Genomic DNA, 13,045 nt, shown 5'->3' with positions numbered 1-13,045 from the left:
AATCAAACTATTGACGTGTCAGACGCACTGTTTGTCCACCATGAATAACATAAACCTGATCCGCCTACTCTTAGCTCTTGTTGAGATTTTTGCACAAAAGCTTTGATTTGCCCACTACTCAACTTAATCAAAAATTCAAATCCAGTTTCAGCAGTTGCATTTTCTTCAATAGCTCGACCTGCCATAGCGCCAAGTAGACTACCTACAATAGCAGCAGGTATCTTATCTCTCTCACCACCCACGGCACTTGCCGCAACACCAGCGCCTAAAGCTGCACCAACACCAGCGCCTAAAGCTTTAGAGCCTGATAATTTAATAGGTTTAATAGAAATAATGCGCCCTTCTAGTACGCTAGATAATTGACCAGTTTCGGCAGAAGAATACGTATTTGCACCTCTTTCATCTTGAGTAAATCGATTCATTGACGATTGACAAGATGATAAAAATATAACGGATAACGCTAATAAAACAATTTTATTCTTCATATCTAACTCCTATTATTATTTATTATGCAACTAAAGCCTGTTTTGCCTGATCTGCAATTTTTGCAAATGCCGCTTTATCAAAAATAGCAATGTCTGATAAAACTTTACGATCAATTTCAATGCCTGCTTTGCTCATGCCATCAATCATTCTTGAATAGCTTAAACCGTTATTACGTGCCTCAGCATTAATACGCACAATCCAAAGCCGGCGAAATTGACGACGTCTTTGACGACGATCACGATACGCGTACTGCCCTGCTTTAATAACCGCTTGTTTAGCAGCGCGATATACTTTAGATCTTGCGCCATAATAACCCTTGGCTTTCTTTAAAATTTTCTTATGTTTAGCGTGTGCTTGCACACCTCTTGATACTCTTGCCATTTTCTTATACTCCTAAATTAACTATACGGTAACATTTTACGAACCATTGGTACATCGGCTTTCTCAACCGTGTCTGGTGCGCGCAAACTGCGTTTTCTAGAAGTACTCTTCTTGGTCAGAATATGACGTAGGTGAGAGTGTTTACATTTATAACCACCACTGGCAGTTTTTTTGAAGCGCTTTGCAGCCCCTCTATTGGTTTTTAACTTTGGCATCATTTACTCCTTTTATTGCCCTATCAGGCTTTTTTTATTTTCAGACTTTTTAAGTCTTACTTTTTCTTTGATTTGGGTGCCAGCATCATGCCTAGCTGACGACCCTCTAATTTTGCCTTTTGCTCTACATTGGCAAATTCTTCTGTGTCCTTTTCAATTCTGTCTAGCATTTCCATGCCTAGTTCCTTGTGTTGCATTTCGCGACCGCGGAACCAAATACTAACTTTAACCTTGTCACCATTGTCTAAAAATTTCACCAAATTCTTAAATTTAATTTGATAATCACCCTCTTCGGTGCCTGGACGATACTTAATGGTTTTAACTGTGTTTCTTTTTTGTTTCTTCTTAGCTTCTTTCTTTTGTTTCTTTAATTCATAAAGAAACTTACCAAAATCCATAATCTTGCAAACAGGTGGCTGAGCATTGGGAGAAACCTCTACTAAATCTAGCCCAGCCTGCGTTGCTTTTTGCTTCGCAATATCGGTATCAACAATACCAAGTTGCTCGCCTTTAGCGTCAATCAGTCGAACTTCTGCTACTCTAATGGTGTCATTAATTCGAGTTTTTACTTTATTTGTTTTTTTAATAATGTCTCCTGGTTTACCTTTTCTACAAACGCTTCAATACTCATTGCACCTAAATCTTCACCGCCACGTTGCCGTACTGAAATTTGACTATTTTCCATTTCACGATCACCCACGATTAAAATATAAGGATAACGTTGTAATGAATGCTCGCGTATTTTAAAGCCTATCTTCTCATTCCGCAAGTCCGAAATGACTCTAAGTCCTTGTTTTTTTAACTTTTTAGTTGTACCGATAACAAAATCTGCTTGTTTTTCAGAAATATTAATAATAACTGCTTGAATAGGTGCTAACCAACAAGGGTACGCGCCCTCGTAATGTTCAATTAAAATACCCACAAATCGTTCTAGCGAACCCAAAATTGCACGGTGCAACATGACAGGGGTTTGCTTTACACTATTCTCATCAATGAATTGCGCGCCTAGGCGCTCTGGCATAGAAAAATCTACTTGCAATGTACCACACTGCCACTGTCGTTCTAGGCAATCTTTTAATACAAACTCAATTTTAGGCCCGTAGAATGCACCTTCGCCTTCTTGCAATTCCCATTTAATACCTTTGGCATCAAGTGCTTCTGCTAATGCCGCCTCGGCTTTATCCCATACCTCGTCTGAACCCACACGATTTTCTGGACGAGTTGAAAGTTTAATATCAACGTTATCAAAACCAAAATGCTTATACACAGCAAAAGTCAAATCAATAAAGGTTGAAACCTCAACTTGAATTTGCTCAGGCGTACAAAAAATATGGCCATCATCTTGTACAAAATTACGCACACGCATAATACCGTGCAACGTACCTGAAGGCTCATTGCGATGGCACGAGCCAAACTCTGCCAAGCGCAGTGGTAAATCACGATAAGATTTTAAGCCCTGGTTATAAATTTGGATATGTGCAGGACAATTCATGGGTTTCACTGCATAATCACGATTTTCAGAGCTGGTGGTAAACATAGCATCGCCAAATTTATCCCAATGGCCTGATTTTTCCCAAAGGCTTTTATCAATTAATTGTGGTGTATGTACCTCTTGATAGCCATTATCTTTGAAAATACCGCGCATAGTTTGCTCAACCAATTGGTACAATGTCCAACCTTTGGCGTGCCAAAATACCATGCCTGGTGCTTCTTCTTGCATGTGAAACAAGTCTTGAATTTTGCCAATTTTACGATGGTCGCGGTTTGAAGCTTCTTCCAATCTGTGCAAATGTGTTTCTAAATCTTGCTTGGTTGCCCAAGCTGTGCCATACACACGTTGTAACATTTCATTATTAGAGTCACCACGCCAGTAAGCACCTGCCAATTTCATTAATTTAAAGGCTTTTAACTTAGCAGTCGAAGGTACATGTGGTCCACGGCAAAGGTCAATAAAATTCCCTTGCTTATACAAAGATAATGTTTGATCCACAGGAATTGACTCAATAATTTCAGCTTTGTAATACTCGCCCTTATCTTTAAAAAATTGTATCGCTTCATCACGACCCATCTCAAATCTTTCAATCTTAAGATTTTGCTTAACCAGTTTGTGCATATTTTTTTCAATTTTGGCTAAATCACCCTCTGAAAAGCCATCTGAATATGCAAAATCATAATAAAAACCATTGTCAATCACAGGACCAATTGTCACTTGTGCCTTTGGATAAAGCATTTGCGTGGCTTGTGCCAATAAGTGCGCTGTAGAATGGCGAATAACCCCAAGCCCTTTGTCATCACTCGCCGTAATAATCTCAAGATTAACATCTGTCTTGATTAAAAACGACGTATCAACCAACTCACCACCAACCTCACCAGCCAATGCAGCTTTAGCCAAACCCGAGCCAATAGACTTTGCCACTTGCGCAACGCTAAGCGCCTGCTCAAATGTTTTTTGGGTTCCGTCTGGCAGGGTGATAATCGGCATGAAAAAAATTATAAAAATAAAAGATGGGTATTTTACTTTATTGAATCGCCTGAATGATATTTTTTAAAATTTTCAGCCTGTTCAAAAATATCCTTGTAAATTTCGTCCCGCTCCACAGGTGGATAGCCGTATTTATCTAACAATAATATCAGTCCCACCTTTAAAGCAGATTTAATATCATCTCGTTTGTTCCAATCTGAAAATTTGACTTGTTCATTGACTAAATTTTTAACTGATTTTGCCAATTCAATAAGCTTGTCCTCAGGGTATTTAAAATCATATTTAATGCACAAGTCTTTTAAAATATCGTAAAATTCTTTTTGCTCAAAATCAATCCCCAGCACATCACCTGCTGAAAACTCTTGTTTAATTTGACAAATTAAATCAGTGAGTTGATTGGCCATTTCTTCGTAAACTTCACCACGCAATACGTCGTCTTCTTTTCTTTCATTGTAGCGTTCAACTAAAGATTGCATTTTTTAGAAAAATCAACCCCTTTAACTTTTTTAACTTTTTTAATTTCTGCAATGGCTTGCGCTAAGAGTTGCTGTAGTAACTTTATCTTTGTGTTGGGTAGTTTTATTTTATCAATTTTTGCCAAATAATCTTCATCAAAAATATCTTGCTCAGTTTCTGCCTCATTACCAAGTTTAAAAATTTCTTCAACGCCATCACTTTTTAAAGCATTTCTTATCATGTCACGAACTTTAGCATTCATTTGGGTGGTGTCAGGTGCATTGTCGTTTGTTAGCTTAAAAACGATTGAACGAATAGCTAAATAAAAATGCACAAAATCCCTTTCTATTGGCGTTAATTACTCACTACCTGCACAAATATCATAAGCGGCTTTTAAGTGTTTTACCAACCCCATAAAACGAATTTCAAGCACTTTGGTGAGTTGCACGTATTCAACTGCCCCATTCAAAGTATCTAGCTGTTCTAATGCGGTATCATTAAAATAGTTCGAGCCATCAAATTGATGAAAAACTTTATCCAACAAATCCAAATGATTTCTAACGATGATTAAAGATTCTTCTAAGTCTTCTCTTTCGCCTTGATTGTATTTAGCTAAAGCAAGGTTCATTTGCTTTTTAATACCAATATAATCAATCACCAAGCCTTTGTTTTTTTCCTTTAAATTTTCGATTAACTCGAGAAATGGTTTAAATCAAGTTGTGCTGTTTGATTGGCTTGTCAATATAAATTGAGTCCAAAAATGGCACATCAAACCCTGTCAGCCACATATCCACCACAATGGCTATTTTAAAATTAGATTTTTCATTTTTAAATTGCTTGTCCAACTCTTTACGGTACTCTTTTGTGCCTAGCCAATCATACATTTCTTTAGGATCGTCCTTGCTTCTGGTCATAACCATTTTGGTGCGTTCTATTGGCTTGATGTCACTTTTTTCCTTATCATTTAGGCTGGCATCTTTTTCTGCCATTTGTATATCACACCACGCTTTGCAATGCTCTAACCTACTTGGACACATTTCAAGCCGCTTTTTTCAATTCAGCCATCTTTTGAGCAGGTGTTAAATACCCAATCGCTGAATGAATCCTTTTGTAATTATACAAGTAGATATAACCCTCTACATTTTGCACGACTTCACTATGATTTGCAAAACTTTGATAATTTAATCTCTCAGTCTTCAGACTTCTAAAGAAACGCTCCATGACCGCATTATCCCAACAATTACCTCGCCTGCTCATGCTTTGAGTAATGTTGTTCTTGTTGCAATAATCAATAAAAACTTTAGAAGAGTATTGAGTCCCTTGATCAGAGTGGAACATGTGTTTATTTGTATTGGGCTGGTGTCTAGACACAGCATTACTAAGCGCATCCTTTGCCAACTGAGCATTAGGCTGTTTTGACAATGCCCAACCAACAACTTGTCTTGAGCCTAAATCCAACACACTGGCTAAATAACTCCCACCTTGATAGGTTTTGATATAGGTAATATCACCAACCCAATGCGTATTAATTGATTGCTGCTCAAACACACGATTTAATAGGTTTTTTGCCTTTTTAAACATCAATCTAGTATTAGGGTAATAATGACGCTTTCTTGGGCGTATGGCAACTACATTGGCTTTTTTCATTAGCGTTGCAGTTTGGTAAATACCAATGTTATAACCTTGGTTATTCAAAACTACTCGCATTCTGCGTTTGCCATAGGTGTATCCGACTTCAATAGCAGTTTGTTTGATTAATTTAATCATAGCGTTGGTGTTGTTGTTTACTCGCTTATCTTTGACTTGATAGTAATAACTACTGCGAGGAAGTTTGAGTAATGCTCATAATTCTTTAGTATTGTATTGTTGGCAAGCCTTGTTTATCTTGATAATCATATCACTTGGTGATTGTCCACAGCGAACAAGGCTGTTGCCTTTTTTAAGATTTCATTGTCCCTTTGTGCGCGCCAAAGTTGTTTCTCAAGCAGTTGTATTGTTTGTTGTTCAGAAGTCAGCGCTTTGCCTGACTCTGGTGTTTGTCCACCAAGCTCTGCTAGGTATTGTTTTCTCCATCTGCTAACTGCTGAGGAGCAAGCTCCTGATATTATCATGATTTTTTTTATTGGTGTAATTCTCATGCACCATGAGTTTGGCATAATCTAGTGTTTCCCCCTCAAGGGGGTATTGAACAGAATGTTCAACGGTAAAAGTCACTCGTTGTTTTCTTGATTTATATTGTGTCATTACTGACCTCCTTATGGTTTGTATTATAAGGCTATCTTTGTGTCCAATAAAATTAGACTATTGCAGTATGGTATGTGCTATTTCAGGTTGTTGTGGGTAATTCAAAATGAATTTGGTTTTTTTGATATTACTTCTTTATTGTTTTAAGAAACAAGTCAATGATTAATTTTTTTTCTATTTGAATGATAAAATAATTTCATGAATAAAGAATAAGCGAAACATATTGCAGGCACATTAAAAGCAATTGCATTTGCTCAATTTACAACATTACAACACATCAGTGGAGAGTCAGATTACAACCATTATCAAGGGCAGCAATCAGTTTTAATCAGCGCCAGTATTGATGATAAAGCAACAAGTTCATCCATTGCGATTAAAGATATTTTTGAAAAATTTAACATCAAACAGAAATTTCCCAACATTCGTACCGTGGTAGAAGGCGGCGGCAAAGAGGATAAACAATCCATGCAAGACTTTAAAAATGCTTTTATATTAGCAATGTTTTTGTTATTAAGTCTATTATTTAATTCCTACTCACAACCTATATTGGTTTTGTTATCAATCCCTTCTGGGGTAATTGGCGTTATTTGGGCATTTTTCCTCCATGGTGACTCGTTAAGTTTCTTTTCAATGTTGGGTACGTTGGCATTAGTGGGTGTTGTTGTTAATGGCTCTCTTGTATTAGTTAATCATTTAAATCACAAGAAAATTAATCCAACACAAGAAAAGGAAGAAATAATTGGGTTAATTGCTTCTGGTACTAAAGATAGATTACGAGCGATTGTGTTAACAACACTAACAACCTTGGCTGGAATTTTACCAATGGTGTATGGTTCGGGGGCATAGATTTATTGCTTAGACCAATGGCAATGGGCAATGGCTTGTTATTTGCTTCAATATTAACACTGGTTTTATTGCCCTGCTTGTATTTAATCAATATTGAAATTCAAAATAGTATTAATGATGGTTTGTCGATTGATAATAATATTGCAAATTCATATCTTGATTGGAACTTTTCTAGAAAAATAGACACTTCTAACGGCTTGGCAAAAAATAAAGCAGGCATCAATACCACGCTTGATACAGATTTAGCGCTTATCAATCAAAAAATAGGTAATTTGCAAGTGGAAATTAATACAAATAATTTTATTAACAATAGTCTAAAAAAGTTTTGGAAAATGAAATTTTTAGAACACAAGGTAAATATCGCCAATAAAAGCCTTGCCAATGGAAAAAGACAATTAAATTTGATAAACCAAAGATTTAAAAGTAATTTGGTAGATAAGTCAGATGTGTTGTTGCAAACAAATAATTATCAAAATCAAAATATTAGCCTGATAGAGGAGGTCCAGCGAGAATTACAAAGTATTAATAAAGAATTACAAAATTTAACAGGCATTAAAATTAAAAATAATGATCTAAAACTAGAAAAATTATAGATGTGGTTGATGGGTTGAAAATTAATAATTTAAACACCATTAAAAATTTAGAATTTAAAAAAACTAAAATTCATAGAAAGATACGTAGTTTGAGCAATCAAAGTAAGCCAAAAGTGGATTTAAGTCTAGGTACGCAAACAGTTAGAAGTAGTAAATCTATTTTTAGTAGTACTAGAAATGATAATATTTTGAATGTAGGGTTTAGCATTGCTTTTCCATTAAAAAAATCTCTTAATAGTGGTTTGATTTCAAAAAAAACGAGTTAAGAATATTAAATTTAAGTAGGAAAGATAAGATCTTAGAGTTACAAGATAGTAATGATAGTACCTTGATGCAATTAAGCGCTTTGAAAAAATTCTTGATATAAATAAGGAGCAACTCATAATTAATACAACAAAAACACAAGAGTTCGAAAAAAAATATGCCAATGGCAATACCGAACTTAGATACGTGATAGAATCTCAAATTAATGAGCAAAATGTAAAGTTGTCGTATTTTAGCAATCTTTTCAAATATCACAGTTTGCAATTGGATTATAAAAATCTTCTTTTTTAAATTTGAGAAGTGATAACAGGTTTAAGAGTTTTTTGCACGCCTTAATAATTTTTTAAGGATGAAAAGTAAATATTATGATAAATAAAGATACGAAACAAAAATTATCTGGCTTGACAGTGCTGTTGCATTGGGTAGTTGGCTTGGTAATCATCACTTTAGAGGTAATTGGTGTTTATATGAGCGAGAATGAAGTGTTTACACTTTATCCTATCCATAAGTCAATTGGTGTTTTGATTTTTGTCGTGATTGTTATTAGAATTTATTGGCGTTTTGTTAATGGCTGGTTGCAACCTGCAGCTAATTACACAAAGATTGAATATAATTTATCAAAAATTGTACACTGGGTGTTAATTATTGCAACGATTGTTATGCCAATTTCAGGATTTATTATGTCAGGCGCAGGCGGTTATGGCGTTTCAGTGTTTGGTTTGGAAATTGTTGCCGCTAATTTTGATCCAGTGGCTAAAAAAGCAATTGCACATAATGCTGCTCTTGCTAGTTTTATGAGTGGCACTCATGCCAATGCTGGTTGGACTATGATTATCGCTATTTTTCTACATTTAGCGGGTGCTATTAAGCATCACTTCATGGATAAAGACAGTACTTTAAAAAGGATGCTAGGTAAGAGAATTTAAGAGTAAATGGCGTGGTGAAGCCTTGTGTGCCATTCAAGCAATTTTTTTAATTAATGCTCACGGGTTGCTGAAAAAACCAAGTTAGGGTGGCGTTCTATGGTTAATTGCAAGTTAACACTAGATGGTGCAAGATAAGTGAGCATGCCTTTTGCATCAATAGCAACATTATTACCTGCTTTGATTTTAAGTTGCTCGATGTCTTTGTCACTGCCTATCACCCAGCGCGCCGTTGCAATGTTAATGGTTTCAAATTGACAATCAACACCGTATTCATATTTTAAGCGATGTGCAACTACATCAAATTGCAAAATACCAACAGCACCTAGAATTTGCGATGAGTTGATAATTGGACGAAATACTTGGGTTGCGCCTTCTTCCGAAAGCTGATTTAAGCCTTTTTGTAAGGCTTTGGCTTTGAGTGGGTCTTTAAGTTGAGCGCGACGGAACAGCTCTGGTGCAAAATTTGGAATACCCTGAAAAGTGAGTTTTTCGCCTTGGGTAAAGGTATCGCCAATGCTAATACCACCATGGTTGTGAATACCAATCACATCGCCAGCGTAGGCCGCCTCTGTACAGGTGCGTTCGCGCGACATAAAAGTCACTGCATTACTAATTTTGATTTGTTTGTTGGTTGATACTTGCAGGACTTTCATGCCCTTTTTGTACTGCCCACTAACAATGCGCATAAAAGCAAGACGATCATGGTGTTTTGGATCCATATTAGCTTGAATTTTGAAAACAAAGCCAGTCAGTTTGTCTTCATCGGGCTTGACTTCTCGCGTGTCTGATTCACGATTTTTTGGCATAGGTGCGTACTGGATAAAGCCATCAAGCAGATTTTGAATACCAAAGTTTGAAATGGCTGAGCCAAAAAATACTGGGGTTTGTTTGCCAGCTAGAAACGCATCTACACTAAATGGCGTAGTTGTCTCGCGAATAAGCTCAACCTCTTCACGCATTTCAAGAGTGACATCTTCACCTAAAATTTCATCAAGTTGAGAATTGTTAACACCGTCAATAATAATATGTTCACCAATTTCAGAATTCTTCCCAGTTTCATATAAATAAACTTTATCTTCAAGCAAGTGAACAACGCCTTTAAAGCGTTTACCCATGCCAATTGGCCAAGTAATGGGCGCACATTCAATATTAAGTACGGTTTCTACTTCATCTAGTAAATCAATTGGCGCTTTGCCTTCACGATCTAGCTTATTGATAAAAGTTAGAATTGGTGTGTCACGCAAACGACACACCTCCATAAGCTTAACAGTCCGCATTTCTACGCCTTTAGCAACGTCAATAACCATAAGTGCTGAATCTACTGCCGTGAGGGTGCGATAGGTATCCTCAGAAAAATCCTCATGTCCTGGTGTGTCTAATAAGTTAATCACATGATTATCATATTCAAATTGCATGATGGATGAAGTGATAGAAATTCCTCTTTCTTTTTCCATTTCCATCCAATCAGACGTCGCGTGTATGCTGGCTTTGCGTGCCTTAACACTACCCGCTGTTTTAATCGCACCTGCATACAATAGCAGTTTTTCGGTGACTGTGGTTTTGCCGGCATCAGGGTGAGAAATAATCGCAAAAGTGCGGCGTTTGGATATCTCGTTCATTGATCTTTAATTACCAATTCAACACCAGCCTCAATAAACATTTCTTGTGAGAGTCCAACGCTTTGGTTCCAATTGTCTAACTCTTTTGATTTTTCTATCACCACTCTTTTAATGCCAACTTGAATAATACCTTTGGCACATTCTGAGCAAATAGGCAGTCCGTAAACATACAAGGTTGCACCATCAAGAGAAGTGCCAGAATAAGTGGCATTATAAATAGCGTTCATTTCTGCATGGACCACAAATTGATATTTGGTTTCCCGATGATTATAACGCTCATCAGTGTCATGAATCCCTCTTGGGAAACCATTAAATCCTTGGGATAAAACCTCTTTTTTGCGACCTACAGTAATGGCACCTACTTGTGTAGAAGGGTCTTTTGACCAAGTAGAAACCTCTTTTGCTAGTGATAAGTAGCGCTCATCCCATTTGTCTAATATGCTCATAATTAGCGTATTTTAATAGATGCCAAGCTAACCAGTACTAAGATTAAAGTCACCATCCAAAAACGCACGATAATTTTTGGCTCAGACATGCCTTTTTTTTCAAAGTGGTGGTGAAGAGGCGCCATTAGGAAAATACGTTTCTTATATCGCTTGTAATAGCCTACTTGAATAATCACAGATAAGGTTTCAGCCACAAACACACCGCCCATAATAAATAATAAAATCTCTTGGCGAATTAAAATAGCAATGACTGCCAAAATAGCACCTAAAGACAACGAACCCACATCGCCCATAAAGATTTCAGCAGGATAGGTGTTAAACCACAAAAATCCCAATCCAGCACCAATGAGTGCTGCACAAATAACAAACAATTCACCAGTGCCTGGCATGAAGGACATATTAAGATAACTTGAAAAATTATAATGACCACTAAGATAGGCAAAAATAGCCAACGCACCTGATATAAGTATGACCGGCATAATGGCAAGGCCGTCTAAACCATCAGTTAAATTAACCGCATTAGAACTCCCAACAATGACAAAATATGACAATATTAAAAAACCAACAACACCTAATGGTAGCATTGCATCTTTAAAAAATGGGATAAGTAATTGCGTTTGAATAGAATCTTGAGAGATTAGCACAACCCAAGTACTGATCACAATAGCACCTAATGATTGAGTTAGAAATTTTATTGAAGAACTTAAACCGTTTGATGATTTATGTCTGATTTTGAGATAATCATCCGTAAAACCAATAGCGCCAAATATAATAGCAGTGACAATAACAATCCATAGATGGATATTAGACCAATCACCCCAAATTAAAACACTAACCATAAATGCAAATAAAATCAGTATGCCACCCATGGTTGGCGTGCCTGCTTTGATTAGATGTGATTCAGGGCCATCAGTCCTAATAATTTGTCCAATTTGGTATTGTTGCAAGCGATTAATAAAAACACGCCCTAGCATAAGACTAATAAACAAAGCGCTTAGCATGGCCAGTACAGCTCGAACAGTTAAGTAGTTTAAGACGCTAAATCCAGCGTCAAACTGAGCAAGAAAGTTGATTAATTCTAAAAACATAGAGTTTAGTGAATGTCGTTAATTGATAACAACTCTAACTTAAAAATTAAAATAGAGTCTTGAGAGAGATTACCACGCTTGCTGTTGCCATAAATTTGGTTAAAAGGGGCGATAATGGTGCGCTTTTCACCAGGTGTCATTTGCAGTACTTCATCATCAATAAGTTTGATAATAGTGCCAGAACCTGCAGCAAACGGCAATGGTTTTTCAGCTTTTCGCATACTTGTTCCATCGCCTAAATCAATGGATAAATTAACCTTAACTAAATCTTTTTTTTGGGTTGATTGCCTTTACCTATTTGGTTAATTTCAACAAGATGTCCTGCTGTCATCAGTTTGGTATTTGGATAGGTTTGGTTGACAAATTTGACTAAGCTCTGTCTTTTCTGAGTCAGTTGTTGCTCTTCTTTACTTGTGTATTTTGCATTAGTTGCTTGAAATGCCGCTTCGTCAGTTTGAAAGTTTTTTGCTTTGTCGCCAATACGAATAATATTAACTTTGCGAATAAAGTCATCTTGTTTAATACGATTAACCACATTCATACCTTTAACAACACGACCAAAGATAGTGTGCTTGCCGTCTAGCCAAGGTGTGGTTTTATGAGTGATAAAAAATTGCGAGCCATTAGTATTAGGGCCAGAATTTGCCATGGATAAAATACCGCCACCATCATGTTTCAGGTCGGTAATTTCATCCATAAATTGATAACCTGGACCACCAGTGCCATTGCCTTTTGGGTCGCCTCCTTGAACCATAAAACTATCAATCACTCGATGAAATTTTAAGCCATTGTAAAAAGGTTTTCCGATTTGAATGTTTGAGTGCTTTTTGCCTTGCGCTAAACCCACAAAATTAATCACGGTTAGTGGTGTTTTTTCAAACTCAAGTTTGACAATAATATCCCCTTGATTGGTGTGTAAATTGGCATACAAACCCTCTTCTAATTTGGCTTGTGATGGCAGTGAAATAATCAATGCTAACAGTAAGAATAAGCGATATA

At 36.6% G+C, this 13,045-nt stretch carries 14 protein-coding genes and 2 pseudogenes; 4 read left to right on the top strand and 12 right to left on the bottom strand.

Going from position 1 to position 13,045, the window contains the following annotated elements:
• Positions 1–2: 2 nt before the first annotated feature.
• The 7 genes and pseudogenes from CVFO_RS03510 to CVFO_RS03480 all read right to left on the bottom strand — a co-directional run bounded on the left by CVFO_RS03510 (position 3) and on the right by CVFO_RS03480 (position 6,165).
• Entirely contained in the window at positions 3–485 is a 483-nt protein-coding gene (locus CVFO_RS03510) for an outer membrane lipoprotein (protein WP_201340203.1), read from the bottom strand.
• A 22-nt stretch (positions 486–507) separates the two neighbouring features.
• A complete protein-coding gene (rplT, locus tag CVFO_RS03505) occupies positions 508–867 on the bottom strand; it encodes a 50S ribosomal protein L20 (RefSeq protein ID WP_201340202.1) in 360 nt (119 codons plus the stop codon).
• Between the two features lie 17 nt (positions 868–884).
• Positions 885–1,082 (bottom strand): 50S ribosomal protein L35, encoded by a 198-nt coding sequence (gene rpmI / locus CVFO_RS03500; protein WP_071563888.1) that lies wholly within the window; start codon positions 1,080–1,082, stop codon positions 885–887.
• Positions 1,083–1,138: 56 nt separating this feature from the next.
• A complete protein-coding gene (gene infC / locus CVFO_RS03495; protein WP_201340395.1) occupies positions 1,139–1,672 on the bottom strand; it encodes a translation initiation factor IF-3 in 534 nt (177 codons plus the stop codon).
• Complete coding sequence (thrS, locus tag CVFO_RS03490) at positions 1,648–3,564, bottom strand: threonine--tRNA ligase (RefSeq protein ID WP_201340201.1); 1,917 nt, start codon at positions 3,562–3,564, stop codon at positions 1,648–1,650. Before thrS ends, infC begins: the two co-directional genes overlap by 25 nt.
• Positions 3,565–3,596: 32 nt before the next feature.
• Positions 3,597–5,024: pseudogene (locus CVFO_RS03485) on the bottom strand (DUF3387 domain-containing protein); the annotation flags it as partial.
• 34 nt (positions 5,025–5,058) lie between these two features.
• Positions 5,059–6,165 (bottom strand): annotated as a pseudogene (locus tag CVFO_RS03480) (IS3 family transposase).
• Between the two features lie 321 nt (positions 6,166–6,486).
• Here CVFO_RS03480 and CVFO_RS03475 point away from each other — a divergent pair.
• The 4 genes from CVFO_RS03475 (at position 6,487) to CVFO_RS03460 (ending at position 8,893) form a co-directional block, all read left to right on the top strand.
• Complete coding sequence (locus CVFO_RS03475; RefSeq protein WP_201340394.1) at positions 6,487–7,110, top strand: efflux RND transporter permease subunit; 624 nt, start codon at positions 6,487–6,489, stop codon at positions 7,108–7,110.
• Positions 7,111–7,115: 5 nt separating this feature from the next.
• Positions 7,116–7,703: a TolC family protein gene (locus tag CVFO_RS03470; protein ID WP_225879317.1), complete on the top strand. Its 588-nt coding sequence runs from the start codon at positions 7,116–7,118 to the stop codon at positions 7,701–7,703.
• A gap of 14 nt (positions 7,704–7,717) precedes the next feature.
• Positions 7,718–7,969, top strand: a complete 252-nt coding sequence (locus tag CVFO_RS03465; RefSeq protein ID WP_225879316.1) for a hypothetical protein — start codon at positions 7,718–7,720, stop codon at positions 7,967–7,969.
• Positions 7,970–8,332: 363 nt separating this feature from the next.
• Positions 8,333–8,893: a cytochrome b gene (locus tag CVFO_RS03460; protein WP_201340198.1), complete on the top strand. Its 561-nt coding sequence runs from the start codon at positions 8,333–8,335 to the stop codon at positions 8,891–8,893.
• A 50-nt stretch (positions 8,894–8,943) separates the two neighbouring features.
• Here the strand turns inward: CVFO_RS03460 and CVFO_RS03455 are convergent, their stop codons facing one another.
• Genes CVFO_RS03455 through CVFO_RS03440 form a run of 5 tightly spaced genes read right to left on the bottom strand, consistent with a single transcriptional unit; the run spans position 8,944 to position 13,019 of the window.
• Positions 8,944–10,512, bottom strand: a complete 1,569-nt coding sequence (locus tag CVFO_RS03455) for a peptide chain release factor 3 (protein ID WP_201340197.1) — start codon at positions 10,510–10,512, stop codon at positions 8,944–8,946.
• Positions 10,509–10,958: a deoxycytidylate deaminase gene (locus CVFO_RS03450; RefSeq protein WP_201340196.1), complete on the bottom strand. Its 450-nt coding sequence runs from the start codon at positions 10,956–10,958 to the stop codon at positions 10,509–10,511. Before CVFO_RS03450 ends, CVFO_RS03455 begins: the two co-directional genes overlap by 4 nt.
• A gap of 2 nt (positions 10,959–10,960) precedes the next feature.
• Entirely contained in the window at positions 10,961–12,046 is a 1,086-nt protein-coding gene (gene mraY, locus CVFO_RS03445; RefSeq protein ID WP_201340195.1) for a phospho-N-acetylmuramoyl-pentapeptide-transferase, read from the bottom strand.
• 5 nt (positions 12,047–12,051) lie between these two features.
• Positions 12,052–12,267, bottom strand: coding sequence for an FKBP-type peptidyl-prolyl cis-trans isomerase (locus CVFO_RS08775; protein ID WP_245394596.1), 216 nt, complete (start codon positions 12,265–12,267; stop codon positions 12,052–12,054).
• Between the two features lie 41 nt (positions 12,268–12,308).
• Positions 12,309–13,019: a peptidylprolyl isomerase gene (locus CVFO_RS03440; protein ID WP_225879315.1), complete on the bottom strand. Its 711-nt coding sequence runs from the start codon at positions 13,017–13,019 to the stop codon at positions 12,309–12,311.
• Positions 13,020–13,045: the final 26 nt, after the last annotated feature.

It is taken from the genome of Isorropodon fossajaponicum endosymbiont JTNG4, from assembly GCF_016592615.1.
Classification (GTDB): Bacteria; Pseudomonadota; Gammaproteobacteria; order PS1; family Pseudothioglobaceae; genus Ruthia.
Note: the sequence above shows the minus strand (reverse complement) of the source record. Positions and strands in the feature narration are given on the sequence as shown.

What these genes read in the sequence shown, in the direction of transcription:
- CVFO_RS03510 (WP_201340203.1), bottom strand. Translation starts at nt 485, where the DNA reads ATGAAGAATAAAATTGTTTTATTAGCGTTATCCGTTATATTTTTATCA.
- rplT (WP_201340202.1), bottom strand. Translation starts at nt 867, where the DNA reads ATGGCAAGAGTATCAAGAGGTGTGCAAGCACACGCTAAACATAAGAAA.
- rpmI (WP_071563888.1), bottom strand. Translation starts at nt 1,082, where the DNA reads ATGCCAAAGTTAAAAACCAATAGAGGGGCTGCAAAGCGCTTCAAAAAA.
- thrS (WP_201340201.1), bottom strand. Translation starts at nt 3,564, where the DNA reads ATGCCGATTATCACCCTGCCAGACGGAACCCAAAAAACATTTGAGCAG.
- CVFO_RS03460 (WP_201340198.1), top strand. Translation starts at nt 8,333, where the DNA reads ATGATAAATAAAGATACGAAACAAAAATTATCTGGCTTGACAGTGCTG.
- CVFO_RS03455 (WP_201340197.1), bottom strand. Translation starts at nt 10,512, where the DNA reads ATGAACGAGATATCCAAACGCCGCACTTTTGCGATTATTTCTCACCCT.
- CVFO_RS03450 (WP_201340196.1), bottom strand. Translation starts at nt 10,958, where the DNA reads ATGAGCATATTAGACAAATGGGATGAGCGCTACTTATCACTAGCAAAA.
- mraY (WP_201340195.1), bottom strand. Translation starts at nt 12,046, where the DNA reads ATGTTTTTAGAATTAATCAACTTTCTTGCTCAGTTTGACGCTGGATTT.
- CVFO_RS08775 (WP_245394596.1), bottom strand. Translation starts at nt 12,267, where the DNA reads ATGCGAAAAGCTGAAAAACCATTGCCGTTTGCTGCAGGTTCTGGCACT.